Below are 14,654 nucleotides of genomic sequence, written 5' to 3'. Positions count from 1 at the left end.
ATTTTTTTCGCAGATAGTGTGCAGACCACATCCGCCAGCAAGATATTCCAAGACAGCTTTCTTCTTTAATTCGGAGCTGTAAACGCGGTTCTTTTTTGTCGGGGCAAGACCCAAAGCACCCTCCTGTCGATATATCCGAGCCCATCTGGCTATTGATGCAGGTGCAACCTTGGCTCGTCTGGCGGCTTCCTCTCTTGAAATTTTCCCAGATACATACTCTCGAGTGATTTTAACTTTTTCAGTAACCTCTATTTTAGATTTTTGTGGCATAAAAATACTCCCTTCATGATGAACAGTGTTTGTTATTTCACTGTCTCTCATAAAGGGAGCATATCACATTACGCAGGGGCGCTCTTTACATTGACTGGTACAGAACAGGTAAACGTACTCAGAGCATCAGGCGGTAGATGTTTACCACATTCTTCTCGCCAAGCGGCACAAACCCGCCTATGGTACCTGTACGGCCGTTTCCGTAACAGGCGGTGTGCGCCATCTCCTCAATATCCTCCGCTTTTGCACCAAGCTCCGCAAAGGTCAGGGGCATTCCGATAGATTTTAAGAACTGCTTCAGTGCGCTGATTCCTGCTGCCGCGGTAACCTTGGGGTTGGAGAAATCCATCTGACAGCCCCAAGCGCGCACTGCAAGCTGCGCAAACCGGTTTACATCATGCTTAAGGTTGTACGTCATCCACGCGGGGAATACAACCGCAAGCCCGGCGCCATGCGCACAGTCATATTTGGCCGAAAGCTCGTGCTCGATATCGTGGCTTGCCCAATCCTGCCCCCGGCCCACGCCGCAGGAGTTATTGTGCGCCATCATACCGGCCCACATAATATTCGCCCGCGCCTGATAGTTATCGGGGTCTGCGATCACGCGGGGTGCCTCGTGAATCATGGCGAGCAATAAGCCCTCGATCATCCGGTCGGTCACCTCAACCTCTGTGGTGTTGGTGAAGTAGCGTTCAAACAGATGTGCCATGATGTCGGTAATACCACATGCGGTTTGAAACGCGGGCAAGGTCTGTGTAAGGGCGGGGTTTAAGATTGAAAATGCCGGCCGCAGCGCTTCACCCGAGGCGCCGCGCTTAAACATACCGTTCTCGTTGGTGATAACCGAGTCGGGGGAGCCCTCGCTGCCCGCAGCGGCAATGGTAAGAATCGTTCCGATTGGCAAGGCCTTGGTTACGGGCTTGCCCTGGTAAAAGTCCCAGAAATCGCCGCTGTAAACTGCACCAGCGGCAATGGCCTTGGCAGAGTCAATGGCACTTCCGCCGCCAACCGCAAGAATGAAGTCAACGTTCTGGCTGCGGCACAGCTCTATGCCCTCGTAAACCAGCCCGCTCCTTGGGTTTGGCTTTACGCCGCCAAGTTCCACACAGGCGATGTTCTCCTCATTCAGCGAGGTTTTTACCCTATCCAGCAGGCCGGAGCGAACAACCGAGCCTGAGCCGTAATGTAATAAAACCTTTGTACCTCCAAATCGTTTTACACATTTACCGGCCTGTTTCTCCTCGTCTTTACCAAAAATAAAGTAGGTAGGAGCATAGAATGTAAAGTTCTGCATTGCCTTTTCTCCTTGTTATAGGGTTTTCTTGGTACCCGCTTACCGGCAGTTTGGCTATCATTGTACCATCTGCCGCCTTATAGACCTATTATACCAGAAATAGCCTGCAATAATCAAGGGGGCACTTATTTTGCCTGCCCGTAATAAGCGTTTTTACCATGCTTGCGCAGGTAGTGTTTATCCAAAAGCTCCTGCTGCATACGAACGTTTTCGTAGTTCAGCATACGGGTATGCCAAGCCATCATGGCAATCTCCTCCAGTACCACCGCATGGTATACCGCGTCATCGGCGTCTTTGCCCCACACAAACGGGCCATGGCTGTTGACGATTGCCGCAGGGGTATCCATCACGGGTGTTCCCTGAATAGTTTCTACAATGACGTTGCCCGTTTCCTTTTCATAGCTGCCCTTAATCTCCGCAGCCGTCATGCGGCGGGTGCAGGGGATATCGCTGTAAAAGTAATCGGCATGGGTAGTGCCGAGCGCGGGAATGCTCATTCCCGCCTGTGCCCAGATGGTAGCCCAGCGGGAATGGGTATGTACAATACCGCCCATCTCGGGGAACGCACGGTAGAGCACCAGATGGGTAGGGGTATCGGACGAGGGTTTTAAGCGCCCCTCCACCACCTCGCCCTCAAGGCTTACCACAACCATATCCTCTGGCCGCAGCCGGTCATATTCCACGCCCGAAGGCTTAATTACCACAAGGCCGCTTGCTCTATCCAGTGCAGACACATTCCCCCATGTGAAGGTGACAAGATTATATTTCGGCAGCAGCAGATTGGCCTGCCAAACCTGTTGTTTCAGTTCTTCCAGCATCGTGCAGTTCTTCCTTTCCGGTGTATTGCTTTGTGGCTTATACCCTCAGCTTCCACACCAGGTCGGAGAGCAGCAGCTGCTGTTTGAGGGTGTTCATATCTGTTTCCTTGCCGATATGTACAAATTCAATATCCATGATTTCAGCCCAGTCGCGCATCTGTTCGGCGGTTACGTCATAGCTTAAAACGGTATGATGCGCACCGCCCGCGGTAATCCACATCTCTGCGCCGGTAAGCAGGTCTGGCATCGCACGCCACATCACACGCGCCACCGGCAGCTTCGGCATTTCATAAATCGGCTTTACGCACTCGATATCCTGGCAGATTAGGCGTAAACGGCCGCCCATGTCAATCAGCGATACCACTATGGCCTTGCCCGCGTGGCCCTCAAATACCAGCCGTGCGGGGTCTGCTTTTCCACCTATGCCCAAGGGGTGCACTTCAATCTTTGGCTTGGCTGCCGCAACCGACGGGCAAACCTCCAGCATATGGGCACCCAAAGAGTACTCGTTTCCCTTGGTAAGGTCGTAGGTGTAATCCTCCATAAAGGCAGTACCGCCGGTCTGCCCTTCACTCATCGCCTTCATGATGGCGGTCATTGCCGACACCTTCCAGTCGCCCTCGCCGCCGTAGCCGTAGCCCTTCTCCATCAGGCGCTGGCTCGCAAGCCCGGGCAGCTGCTCCATACCATACAGGTCTTCAAACGTATTGGAAAATGCCTTGCAGCCCTCTTTATCCAGCATTCTCTGGATAGCAATCTCCTCTTTGGCCTGATACCGCACCGCGGCAAGATTATCGGTGTTAAACTCGTACTTTTGCTTGTATTCCGCCATCAATGCGTCTACTTCCGCTTCGGTAACCGCCGCGATATACTCTACAAGCGTACCCACCGGCCAGGTGTTCACCTGCCAGCCCAGCTTTGTCTGTACCTCAACCTTGTCGCCCTCGGTAACAGCTACATTGCGCATATTGTCGCCAAACCGCATTACTTTAAGCTGCCTGCTGAACGCCGCACCTACCGCTACACGCATCCAGCTGCCCAGCTTCTGCTGTACATCGGCGTCCATCCAATAGCCCGCAATCACCTTTCTGGCCATGCGCAGACGTGCCCCGATAAAGCCATGCTCACGGTCGCCGTGCGCGGCCTGATTCAGGTTCATAAAGTCCATATCAATGGTATCGTTCGGAATCTCGCGGTTATACTGAGTGGCAAAATGACAGTATGGCTTCTGCAAATTCTTAAGGCCGTCAATCCACATTTTAGAGGGGCTGAAGGTATGGCACCAGGTAATAATACCCGCACATTTGTCATCGTAATTGGCTTCCTTAACTACCTGAGAGATCTCCTCTGGCGTTTTAGCGGTTAATTTATAAACCATTTTACACGGCAGATTCCCCGACGCATTCATCTTCGCTGCCATCTCTGCGGCACGCTTGTCTACGGTTTCTAGCACCTCCGGCCCGTATAAAAACTGGCTGCCTACCACAAACCAAAATTCATAATTCTTCAGCATAATACTATTTCTCCTTTATAATTATTTTTGGTTCTACTTCAATGCTTCCACTGCGGCACGCTCTACTGCCAAGCCCTGCAGATATCGCTGCATATATCCTTCGAATCCGCGTACATCCTCTGGGTTAGGTGAAACACATTCTCCCATCCTGCCTGCGAAAACCTTCTCAGAAAGATAATGCTCAAGCGGTTCATTCTGTTCTTTGTTTTTCATATAGTCGGCCAGCACAGCAATACCCCAGGCGCCACCCTCTCCGGCAGTCTCCATTACCGATACCGGCGTGTTTAACGCGGCCGCCATCAGCCTTTGACCAACGCCCTTTGTTTTAAACAGGCCGCCGTGCCCGAGCAGCTGCTCTACACAAACATGTTCCTTTTGCAGAAGGATATCCATGCCGATTTTCAGTGTGGCCATCGTCGAAAACAGGATTGTGCGCATAAAATTGGCAAGCGTTAACCGGCTACCCGGCATACGCGCAAACAGCGGGCGCCCCTCCTCCATACCGGTAATGGGTTCGCCGGAAAGATAGTTGCAGGTAACCAAGCCGCCGCAGTCCGCGTCGCCCTCCAAGGCTTTGAAATACAGCGCATCATACAGTGCAGGCTTATCAACCTTTGCACCCAAGGTTTCTGTCAGTTCGCCGAACAAACCGGCCCATGCGTCGAGATCCGAGCTGCAGTTGTTGCAGTGCACCATTGCCACAGGTTTACCTGTGGGAGTCGTAACCATGTCAATCTCGGTATAAACCTTAGACAGCTCCTTTTCCAGCACCACCATAGCAAAAACCGAGGTTCCTGCCGAAACATTCCCCGTACGAGCTGCTACACTGTTTGTGGCTACCATACCGGTACCCGCATCGCCCTCCGGTGGGCAAAGGGGAATACCTGCTTTCAGCCGGCCGCAAGGGTCGAGCAGCCTTGCACCCTCCTCGGTGAGCACACCGGCCTCCTCACCTGCCGTAAGCACAGCGGGCAGAATATCCTGCAATGTCCAAGGAAGATTGTAATCGGCTATCAGCTTGTAAAATTTATGTATCATGCGCATATTGTAGTTGTTTGTGCTGCTGTCTATGGGGAATACGCCCGAGGCCTCGCCTACCCCCAGCACCTTTTGGCCTGTCAGCCTCCAATGCACATAGCCTGCCAAGGTTGTGAGAAAGGCGATGTCGTGTATATGCTCTTCACCATTTAAAAGCGCCTGATACAGATGCGCAATACTCCACCGCTGCGGGATATTGAAAGAAAACAGCTCGGTTAGTAAACCTGCGGCCTGCTCGGTCATTGTGTTGCGCCAGGTGCGGAACGGCACGAGCTGGTTTCCCTCTTTATCGAAAACCAGATACCCATGCATCATAGCGGAAAAGCCGATGGCCGAAAGCTTGGTGATAGCTGTACCATAGCTAGCTTGCACCTCTTGGGCAAGCTTTTGGTATGCTGCTTGAATACCCGCCCATACGTCCTCCAGATGGTAGGTCCATACCGAGTTTTCATAGCGGTTTTCCCATGCGTAGCTGCCCGATGCAATGGGAACATGATCCTCACCTATCAGTACCGCCTTAATACGCGTGGAGCCAAGCTCAATGCCGAGGGAAACCCGTCCTCCCTCAATCGCCTGACGTTTACTATTATCCATACTAATCACTATTCCTTTCAGGGAATTGTTCTTTTAACCTATGGCCGAATTTCAGCCACTAACCGAAAAGCACGCAATCCGGGTTTTAAGAATTTGCCTTTCAAGCTGATCACGCTTTCCTTTCTGCCGTCAGGCAGTACTAAAACCACTGCTCTTAGGAATCCGCACAAGTTGTACTTTCAACTTACCTGCTGCTGTTGCACCTACCCATACCGCGTTTGTATTTACAACAGTGGAATTCACGTCAATCACTGGTTTGATTGTAAGAACACCGCTCCGCGCAAAGTTGTACGTACATCTATATGCAATTATCATAATATAGTAGCACTAAAAAAGCAATGGATTTTGCAAAAGTTAATAAAAAAACTAACCAGATTCAAAAATATTTATCGTATCGGTTCAATCATTATATCAGAAACCGCACCCTCGTAAGAGGATGCGGTTAAAAAAGTACTATTCTATTCCCGAAGTTCACAAACTGATTGGCGTTCTGCAATCAGCGGCTTAAACCGTTTTTCCGCCTTAAAGCGCCGATTGCTCAGCAAGCCGAGGATTCCCTGTGCGGCGGCCTCGCCGAGCTGTTCCTTCGGATGTGCAACTGAGGTAAGACCTACATCCGATGAAACCGCAAGATTAGAGTTATCAAAGCTGACCAGTGAAAGCTGTTCCGGCACCGATATTCCCGCACGGCGCAGGATATTTAACAGCTTGACAGCAATCTGGTCGTTATAGCACAGCAGGGCTGTGCAGGCCTGTATACGCGAAAGGATATAAGCATCACTTTCGCCGCCGAACAGGCGCTCGATGTCCTCTGTAACATACCAAAGCACCGCATCGTCGTTAAGCGGCACGCCATATTCCTTCAGCGCGCGTGCAAAGCCCGCATAGCGAAGGTGCCCCTGAATATCATCCGATTTAAAGATGCCGCCAATCTTTTTATGCCCGCGTAAAAGCAGGTACCTTGCAGCCTCAAGCCCACCGCCCAGATCATCCGGGGCGACACAGGCGATATCCATTCCCGGGTAGCTTCCGTTAATCATCAGGCAGGGGATATTCATCTGTGACAGCTGGGTGTAAAGGTCACGGTTAAAGTTAGGCAAGGCGCTTTTGGTAGGCTCTACAATCAGACCATCCACCTGATCACGCAGCATATGAGTAAGTGCCGTGGTTTCGTTTTCCACCTTGTTGTTGGTTATGGAAAGGCGCATGGTGTAACCGTTTTTTGAAAGCACACCCTCAATGCCCCTGATAATACTGGGGAATATATAATCGTCAAGATAGGTGGTGATTACCCCGATAGTTTTTGTTGGCTGGTGTGCCGGGGCGGGCAGGGCGCGAATATAGGTTCCGCTGCCGCGTCTGCGCTCCACCAGCCGCTCATTTTCAAGAATGCCGATGGCCTGACGCACCGTCTGCCGACTGATATTAAACATGCGCGCCAGCTCGTTTTCGGAATATAGCTTTTCACCCGGTTTAAAATCACCGCTGTCGATGCGTTCCTTCACCCAGTCGATAAGCCTGTTGTACTTAGATGTGCCTTGCGGTGCCATCCTATCATTCCTCACAAAGATGTTTTCATTTATCTTACAACATATTCATAACGTTGTAAAGACAACCTGAATAAGCAGACACTCTGTCTTACATCCTGTGGATATTCTTAATCGCTCAGACCGGCAGGTTCTCGTAAACAAGGAAGCGGAAATCGGCACTGTTTGAGCTTTCATTCCCATTGGAGGTTACATACAGGCCGATGGTGCAGCCCACAAAGCCCCACGTTCTTTCGGTTGAAAGATTACCGGTGTAAAGGCCACCCGCAAGCAACAGATACTCGTCCATATCGTTTGCCTTGTAATAGAGATACAGCTTCTGCCCATACTGCATCATCTTCAGCTGTATGGTATCCGCATTTACCGTCTGTGCTGCAGCAACGCTTTCCTGCCCGTCTTCACATATTACCGCGCGTATGCAGTTTCCTTCGGCAGCAAGGCCATATTCCATGCGAATGTGAAACTGATTGTTCTGTACAATGGTAATCCCTGCAAACTCTCCCTGCCGCCGCGGCCGGAAACTGAGCTTGGTTTCCGCCACAAAGCGGAATGAGGTTTGGCGAATACCCACCCATGTGGGGCTGGAAAGCTCACACAGCGTTATCGGCGAACACTTCATGCGCAGCCCCCACTCACCAAATAGATAATGCTCCCTATTAGGGTTGCGCAGAAACAACAGTCTTGGGTCAAGCCGGTCCGGGCTCATCTCATCAAACCGCAAACAGCCGGTTTGGGGGTTGAGCGGGTACTCCTCAAACGGCAGCTGCATCTTTGGCAAAAGCCTGCCCTCTCCGGGGTTAACCACCGGCCAGCCGTTCTCCCATTCCACGCGGGCCAAAAAGGTTTCTCTGCCCAGATTAGAATACCCCTCGCAGGGGCGTGAGGCCAGCATAAGGATATACCAGCTGCCATCTTCCGCCTGCACCAGGTCTCCGTGGCCAACGTTTTTAACAGGATAAGCCGAACCTAAATGCCGATGGGTAAAGATAGGATTATTGAGGCAGCCCTCGTAGGGGCCGAACACCGATTGGCTTCGCGCAACGCAGATGCTGTGCTCTGCTGCGGTTCCGCCCTCGGCAATCAACAGGTAGTAATAGCCGTTAATCTTGTAAAGGTGCGGCCCTTCCGCCCATACGGAATTTTGCATGGCACCCTTCCACAGCTTTTTACAGTCGCCCGTCAACTGCATTGTATCAAGGTCAAGCCGCGAGATGTAGATCTCATTGTCGCCGTAATAGCGCTCTAATTCGTGGTCGGCACGGGTACCGACGTAGTAGCAGGTGCCGTCATCATCAAAGAACAGGCTTGGGTCGATACCCTCCGCCCCTTTCAGCCAGTACGGCTCCGACCACGGGCCTGCCGGGTTTTTAGCTGTAACAATAAAGTTTCCGCCCCCTAAGACGTTGGTGGTTATCATGTAGAATGTTCCGTCATGATAGCGCAGGGTGGGCGCATAGATACCTCCGGAATGCTTTGCACCCTCCAGCGGCAGCTGTGAATCCCTTGTAAGAACATTTCCGATCTGCTCGATGTGCTCAAAATCCCTGGTATGAAAGATGGGCACACCGGGGAAGTAAGCAAAGGTGGAGTTGACAATGTAAAAATCCTTACCCACCGCGCAGATGGACGGGTCGGGGTAAAAGCCGGGCAGAATAGGGTTTACAATACTACTCATTCAGAAGCTCCTTTCGTTTTCGGCAGCCAAATGCGGTAATTACCGCTTAAAGCCAGCATGGCGAAGAGATAGAGGCAGTTATCGTAGTAACGTCGGTTTCCTGTACGAAGCGGTGTATCCCACAGCTTGCGCACAAACTCCATGCGGTACGCCGCCTTTGCGGCAAGGGATGCCTGAGCGTTGGTTGCCAGCAGCCCTACCGGATGCAGCACACCCACGGGCGTTCCGTCTATTTCATGAACAAGCTCTTCCGGATTAACCACCGGTGTTCCGTCAATGTTGTAAATGAGCTCTTCTTTGCCTTTCGCCGTCTGTGCAAAAAAGCGCTGAATATTATCGGCACATATTGTCTCCCACTCATCCGCCCCGAACCACTCATAATCCAATGCGAGGTTTGCCGCCACGCGGTAGGAGTCACTGTAAAAATGGTGGTGGTTGCCATGTTTGCAGGGGGTTCCGTCATATTCCGCATATTCTGCCGCCAGGCCCGTCACCGGATGGCAGGCAGCTTTTAAGTAATCTCGGCTTTTAGCGGCAAGCGTGCTGAAAAAATCTGCGTCCTGCGGGTTTCCCCAACGCGCAAACAGCTCGTAAAAATGCGGCAGATGGTAGGAAGGATCAGTGAAATTGGTATCGGTGGTAAAGCGGATATAGTGATACTTAGGGTCAAACATCGGCTGCCCGCTGCCGTCCTCCCCTTTATGTACCATCTCGTGCAGCAACGCCTTGGCCTCGCGGGAGTATTCGAAAATCCCTTCTCCGTCGCCCCAGCGGTTTGCGGCAAACAGCAGCGCCATGGCGAAATACTCCTCACCGTCCGGCGCGGAGCCGTTGGAATTTAGTGTGCCGTCAAGCTGTGCGGACCACCCGAAATACCCCTTGTTCGGGCCGCTTTTGATATACATATGGGTTCGCGTCCACTTCCAGATGCGGTCAAAGATATCCTTCCGGTTCATCTGAAGTGCCATCATCATCCCGTAGGACTGGCCCTCGGTGCGCACATCAAGGTTTCCCGTATCCATAAGGTACCCCATGTCGTCGCCGGCCTCGTGGAAGATGCGCTCCTCCTCCGAGCCGAAGAAGATGGTATTAAAGCACTCCTCTACCCTGTTTTGTATCTCCTGCGAGGAATACCCCAGCTGTGCAAAGAGATTGGTATATTCGCCTGTATAAAATGCGTTGCCCATAAAACTTCCCTTCTTAGCTAAAGAATACATTGTTTTAAGCGTTCACATTACAGGAGTAAAACCTTTCCTGCTTATAACAACTATATTAAACTTTGTTACTATTTCTGGCAAGGCAGAAATTCAATAATATTTGTATTTTTTAATCTGAATAGGTAAACTTATGTTTTCAAATTTAGAATAATAGACACACAACCTGTTAACCCCAATTCAACATGCCCACCCTAAGCAATTGTTGTCGCACCCGCCGCTGCCGCCGCATATAGTGAATAAGGCGCATCCTGCTGCGCTTTTTTAGGTGTACTTGTTTTAGCGGATTTGAAATAAGTATCACGACTAGGACAACACCTCGGCGGCATATATATGGAAGGCGGGTGTTTTGATGAAAACAGTAATCCTCTGCGGCGGCAAGGGCACGCGGATGCGCGAGGAAACCGAGTTTCGCCCAAAGCCTTTGGTGCCCATCGGCGGGCGGCCCATTCTGTGGCACATTATGAAGATCTACTCGTTTTACGGCTTTAAGGACTTCATTCTCTGCGTGGGGTACAAGGGCGAGATGATCAAGCGCTACTTTATGGAGATGTGCTGGCTGAACAACGACTTCACCGTTACAACAGGTGCAAATGCCTCGGTACGCTACCTCACCCAAAACAACGAAGACTGGAAGGTCACTATCATTGATACCGGGGCGGAATCGCAAACCGGCCGACGGATTAAGCTGATTAAGGATTATATAGATGATAATGAATTTATGCTTACCTATGGCGACGGGCTAAGCAATGTAAACCTTCCGGCGCTGATTGACACCCACCGAAAGTCGGGCCGCATCGCCACCCTGACGGGCGTCAACCCCAATTCTCCGTTTGGCGTAATACAGGTTCAGGACGGCCTGGCAACAGCGTTTAAGGAGAAACCGGTGCTGGACGACACCATTAACGGCGGCTTTATGGTGCTCAACCGCCGCGTGTTTGACTATATCCCGGACGAAAACTGCGCGTTTGAGCAGCAGCCGCTGCATCGTCTGGCGCAGGAGGGGCAGCTGAGTGTTTACCGCCATCACGGTTTCTGGGCGGCAATCGACACCACCAAGGATATCGAACAGGTCAGCAGCCTGTGGAATGCGGGGGATGCACCATGGCGACTGTGGGCATAGACTTTCCGCACCTTTTTAACGGTGCTTTTAATAACCGCCGGGTGCTCATAACCGGGCACACCGGTTTTAAAGGCTCGTGGCTCACACTGTGGCTTACATTGATGAACGCCGATGTGATAGGTTATGCGCTGCCGCCGCGCACCGAAGGGGATAACTTCGCGGCTTGCAGGCTAGGTAAGGATATCACTGATATTCGCGGAGATGTACGCGACTACGGGCACCTGAAGGCGGTATTTGAAGAATACCGCCCCGAGGTGGTGTTTCATCTGGCCGCACAGCCGTTGGTTCGGCTTTCGTATGCCCTTCCCGCCGAAACCCTTGACACCAATATCATGGGTACGGTGAACGTGCTCGAAAATGTTCGCACCTGTGAAAGCGTGCGAGCGGCGGTGATGATTACCTCCGACAAATGCTACGAAAATAAGGAGCAGCTCTGGGGCTACCGCGAATGCGACTCCATGGGCGGGTACGACCCCTACAGTGCCAGCAAGGGCTGCGCCGAGCTGGTATGTGCCGCCTATGCACGTTCCTTCTTTTCCAAGGATAATATAGATAAGCATATATGTACTGCCCGTGCAGGGAATGTCATCGGCGGAGGAGACTGGTCGCCCGACCGGATTCTCCCCGACTGTGTACGCGCCCTGCAAAGCGGCAGGCCTATCGGGGTGCGAAACCCCAAAGCGGTTCGTCCGTGGCAGTTTGTGCTCGAGCCGCTCTACGGTTACCTTACACTTGCGGCGGGGCTTCTTGAAAATCCCGCAAAACATATCGGCGCGTGGAACTTCGGCCCGGACTACCACTCGGTGGTACCGGTGGGCGAGGTGGTTAACGAGGTGGTGCGTCTTTGGGGAAGCGGCGGATGGGAGGATCTTTTAGAAAACGACACTGCCCCGCACGAAGCAAGCCTGCTTAGCCTTGACTGTTCGAAGGCGCGGAACCTATTAGGCTGGCAATCAAGGCTGACACTAAACGAAGCCTTGGCGCAAACGCTGGCATGGTATCGCGCCGAAACAGACGAGGAGAAACGGATGCTTTGTGAAGCACAGATTGCCGCCTACTGCCTGCGGTGTATGGAACCAGCTTAGTCATTATTAAGGTGCTGCCAGAATCGGGCAAGGGAGGTACGCCGTAATGAAGGTTTCGGATTATGTTGCCCGCTTCCTGTTACAAAACGGTTGTACCCATGTGTTTGGCTATCAGGGCGGCGCGGTAACCCATCTCATCGACTCCTTCTACCGCTGCCCCGGCCTGCGGTTTGTCGGCTGCTGCCACGAGCAGGGGGCCTCATTTGCCGCCGAGGGCTGGGCGCGGGTAAACAACAGCCTTGATGTGGCGATTGCCACCAGCGGCCCGGGAGCAACCAACCTGATTACCGGCATCGGCAGCGCCTATTTCGATTCCATCCCCTGCCTCTACCTTACGGGGCAGGTGAATACCTATGAGTATAAGGATAGCCTTCGCGTGCGCCAGCTCGGCTTTCAGGAAACCGATATTGTAAGCATTGTTAAGCCGATTGTGAAATACGCGGCAAGGGTTACCTGTGCGCAGGATATCCGCTACGAGCTGGAGAAGGCCGCAGCCATTGCGCTTTTGGGCAGGCACGGGCCGGTACTGCTTGACCTGCCCATGAATATCCAGCGCGCGGAGATAGACGAGGAACAGCTTACGGGCTACAATATCCCAAAACCAGCGAAACGAACTGTTGAGACAGATACCATCCTTCATCTGCTAGGCAACAGCCGGCGGCCTGTACTGCTGGCCGGAGGTGGTGTGCGCCTTGCGGGGGCAGCCGAGGTGTTTAACCGGGTTGCAAAGCGGCTTTCGGCTCCGGTTATCTGCTCGCTGATGGGGCGTGACGCGGTGGATAACACCCTGCCCGGCTTCTGCGGAATGCTGGGTGCCTATGGCCTTCGCAGTGCAAACCTTGCCGCAGCCAACTGTGACCTGCTGCTCTGCCTCGGTTCCCGGCTGGATACCCGCCAAACCGGCACCCTGCCCGGCAGCTTTACCCGTGAAGCGAAGCTGATTCGTGTGGATATCGACGCAAACGAGCTTGATCATAAAATCAAGCCCGATGAGCTTTCCATACAGGCGGATGTCAAGGACTTTTTAGTGCAGCTGGAACAACGGCTAGACAGCATCACCTTCAACTACAGCGACTGGATGAAGACGGTGCAGGGCTGGCAGGCAAGGTATCCCTCCTACGCAAAACCGGAGTTTAGCGATCCAAATTATATTATCTGCGAGCTTAGTAAGCTCCTTCAGCCCAGCGATATCATCTGCCTTGATGTGGGGCAGAACCAGATGTGGGGCGCGCAGTCGCTCACGCTTGCCAGGGGGCAGCGGCTGCTTACCTGCGGCGGCATGGGGGCAATGGGCTTCTCACTGCCCTGCGCCATCGGGGCTGCCTTTGCCGCACCCGAAAGCAATGTCATCGCCTTAATGGGGGACGGCGGCGCGCAGATGAACAGCCAAGAGCTGCAGCTGCTGGTACGGGAGAAGCTGCCCGTTAAGGTGATTGTGCTCAACAACCGCAGCCTTGGCATGATACGCCACTTTCAGGAGATGTACTTTGATGCCCGCTACTGCGCTACGGTGAAGGACTATTCCCCACCCGATTTCTGCGCACTGGCAAATGCTTATGGGCTTGAAAGCACGCGCATTACTGACATGGAAAACTTGTATAAGTCGCGCGCCATGCTCACCGCAAAACGGCCTGCGCTGCTGGAGCTTGTGCTGCCACAGGAGACCTACGTATTCCCAAAGCTTTCGGTAAACCGCCCGATTGAGGAGCAGGAGCCACCGCTGCCCCGTGAGGAGTTTCTCAATGCCATGATTATCCCGCCCTATACAGCTAATTGAACATAGAATTAATGCGCAACAATGAAAACCGCTTATGCAGAGGAGGAACCGGCACGGAATATATTGATGTATATCAATCCTATATTACAGTCCTCTTTAATCACATGAAATCAGGGGGGCAAGGCGATACCCTTTCCACCGTTCCCATTACAGACAATTGCGGATCGGTTGTAGGGCAGCTGCGCCCCATTACCCGTGATTTTCTCGTTTCCGTTCCCGGCTGTGCTCGGCTCATCGCCCGCTGGCGCAACGAAAACCCCACCCTCTCGGCGCAGGCGTTCACCGCCACCGAGCAGGGAACGATAAGCTGGCTGGAAAACCAGATTCTTGCCCGAAGCGACCGTCTGCTCTTTCTCATCCTGCTAAACGACGGCACCGCGGTGGGGCATATCGGCTACTCAAACTTTGACTATGCAAGGCGGATGTGTGAAGTGGATGCGGTGCTGCGCGGAGAGAAAAGCGCCCCGCCCGGAACCATGACCTTTGCCCTACATGCACTCATCCGCTGGGGGCTTGATACCTTAAAGCTGAATATCATACGTTTGCGCGTATTTGCCGATAACACCCATGCCATTGAGTTCTACAAGCGCAACGGCTTTGTTGTAAAGGCCGAGAACCTTCCGGCCGGAGAAGGCAGCGAAAAGGCCTATACATTGATGCAGCTCGATATTCCATCCTGGCGGCAGGGAGTCTATCAGTAGCAAAG

The 14,654-nt window shown here is 52.7% G+C and carries 12 protein-coding genes; 4 read left to right on the top strand and 8 right to left on the bottom strand.

Going from position 1 to position 14,654, the window contains the following annotated elements; translation table 11 throughout:
• From BLR50_RS10235 to BLR50_RS10200, 8 genes are all read right to left on the bottom strand, one after another.
• Positions 1-270, bottom strand: a 270-nt coding sequence (locus BLR50_RS10235) for a helix-turn-helix domain-containing protein (RefSeq protein ID WP_162840403.1), incomplete at its 3' end; no start/stop codon positions are given.
• A 118-nt stretch (positions 271-388) separates the two neighbouring features.
• Entirely contained in the window at positions 389-1,564 is a 1,176-nt protein-coding gene (locus BLR50_RS10230) for an iron-containing alcohol dehydrogenase (protein ID WP_092641614.1), read from the bottom strand.
• Positions 1,565-1,689: 125 nt separating this feature from the next.
• Positions 1,690-2,382 (bottom strand): L-ribulose-5-phosphate 4-epimerase, encoded by a 693-nt coding sequence (araD, locus tag BLR50_RS10225; protein ID WP_092641611.1) that lies wholly within the window; start codon positions 2,380-2,382, stop codon positions 1,690-1,692.
• A 37-nt stretch (positions 2,383-2,419) separates the two neighbouring features.
• Positions 2,420-3,895 (bottom strand): L-arabinose isomerase, encoded by a 1,476-nt coding sequence (araA, locus tag BLR50_RS10220; RefSeq protein WP_092641608.1) that lies wholly within the window; start codon positions 3,893-3,895, stop codon positions 2,420-2,422.
• Positions 3,896-3,928: 33 nt separating this feature from the next.
• A complete protein-coding gene (locus BLR50_RS10215) occupies positions 3,929-5,527 on the bottom strand; it encodes a xylulokinase (protein ID WP_092641605.1) in 1,599 nt (532 codons plus the stop codon).
• Positions 5,528-5,985: 458 nt separating this feature from the next.
• Entirely contained in the window at positions 5,986-7,077 is a 1,092-nt protein-coding gene (locus tag BLR50_RS10210) for a GntR family transcriptional regulator (RefSeq protein WP_092641602.1), read from the bottom strand.
• Positions 7,078-7,192: 115 nt separating this feature from the next.
• Positions 7,193-8,749 (bottom strand): glycoside hydrolase family 43 protein, encoded by a 1,557-nt coding sequence (locus BLR50_RS10205; RefSeq protein ID WP_092641598.1) that lies wholly within the window; start codon positions 8,747-8,749, stop codon positions 7,193-7,195.
• Positions 8,746-9,936, bottom strand: coding sequence for a family 8 glycosyl hydrolase (locus tag BLR50_RS10200; protein ID WP_092641595.1), 1,191 nt, complete (start codon positions 9,934-9,936; stop codon positions 8,746-8,748). The genes BLR50_RS10205 and BLR50_RS10200 overlap by 4 nt, the downstream gene beginning before the upstream one ends.
• A gap of 379 nt (positions 9,937-10,315) precedes the next feature.
• Between BLR50_RS10200 and rfbF the strand changes: the two genes are divergently transcribed.
• The 4 genes from rfbF to BLR50_RS10180 all read left to right on the top strand — a co-directional run bounded on the left by rfbF (position 10,316) and on the right by BLR50_RS10180 (position 14,649).
• Positions 10,316-11,086 (top strand): glucose-1-phosphate cytidylyltransferase, encoded by a 771-nt coding sequence (gene rfbF / locus BLR50_RS10195; protein ID WP_092641592.1) that lies wholly within the window; start codon positions 10,316-10,318, stop codon positions 11,084-11,086.
• Positions 11,068-12,171, top strand: a complete 1,104-nt coding sequence (gene rfbG, locus BLR50_RS10190) for a CDP-glucose 4,6-dehydratase (protein WP_092641589.1) — start codon at positions 11,068-11,070, stop codon at positions 12,169-12,171. The genes rfbF and rfbG overlap by 19 nt, the downstream gene beginning before the upstream one ends.
• A gap of 46 nt (positions 12,172-12,217) precedes the next feature.
• Complete coding sequence (locus tag BLR50_RS10185) at positions 12,218-13,948, top strand: thiamine pyrophosphate-binding protein (RefSeq protein ID WP_092641586.1); 1,731 nt, start codon at positions 12,218-12,220, stop codon at positions 13,946-13,948.
• Positions 13,949-14,052: 104 nt separating this feature from the next.
• Positions 14,053-14,649 carry a GNAT family N-acetyltransferase gene (locus BLR50_RS10180; protein ID WP_162840402.1) on the top strand — a complete coding sequence of 199 codons (597 nt, stop codon included), beginning with the start codon at positions 14,053-14,055 and terminating at the stop codon, positions 14,647-14,649.
• The last annotated feature ends 5 nt before the right edge of the window (positions 14,650-14,654 follow it).

Source organism: Acetanaerobacterium elongatum, assembly GCF_900103835.1.
Classification (GTDB): Bacteria; Bacillota; Clostridia; order Oscillospirales; family Ruminococcaceae; genus Acetanaerobacterium; species Acetanaerobacterium elongatum.
Note: the sequence above shows the minus strand (reverse complement) of the source record. Positions and strands in the feature narration are given on the sequence as shown.

Bases quoted from the DNA above. Each gene is read 5' to 3' on its own strand.
- BLR50_RS10180 (WP_162840402.1), top strand. From the start codon at position 14,053: ATGAAATCAGGGGGGCAAGGCGATACCCTTTCCACCGTTCCCATTACA.
- BLR50_RS10230 (WP_092641614.1), bottom strand. From the start codon at position 1,564: ATGCAGAACTTTACATTCTATGCTCCTACCTACTTTATTTTTGGTAAA.
- BLR50_RS10205 (WP_092641598.1), bottom strand. From the start codon at position 8,749: ATGAGTAGTATTGTAAACCCTATTCTGCCCGGCTTTTACCCCGACCCG.
- araA (WP_092641608.1), bottom strand. From the start codon at position 3,895: ATGCTGAAGAATTATGAATTTTGGTTTGTGGTAGGCAGCCAGTTTTTA.
- BLR50_RS10200 (WP_092641595.1), bottom strand. From the start codon at position 9,936: ATGGGCAACGCATTTTATACAGGCGAATATACCAATCTCTTTGCACAG.
- rfbG (WP_092641589.1), top strand. From the start codon at position 11,068: ATGGCGACTGTGGGCATAGACTTTCCGCACCTTTTTAACGGTGCTTTT.
- BLR50_RS10210 (WP_092641602.1), bottom strand. From the start codon at position 7,077: ATGGCACCGCAAGGCACATCTAAGTACAACAGGCTTATCGACTGGGTG.
- BLR50_RS10215 (WP_092641605.1), bottom strand. From the start codon at position 5,527: ATGGATAATAGTAAACGTCAGGCGATTGAGGGAGGACGGGTTTCCCTC.
- araD (WP_092641611.1), bottom strand. From the start codon at position 2,382: ATGCTGGAAGAACTGAAACAACAGGTTTGGCAGGCCAATCTGCTGCTG.
- BLR50_RS10185 (WP_092641586.1), top strand. From the start codon at position 12,218: ATGAAGGTTTCGGATTATGTTGCCCGCTTCCTGTTACAAAACGGTTGT.
- rfbF (WP_092641592.1), top strand. From the start codon at position 10,316: ATGAAAACAGTAATCCTCTGCGGCGGCAAGGGCACGCGGATGCGCGAG.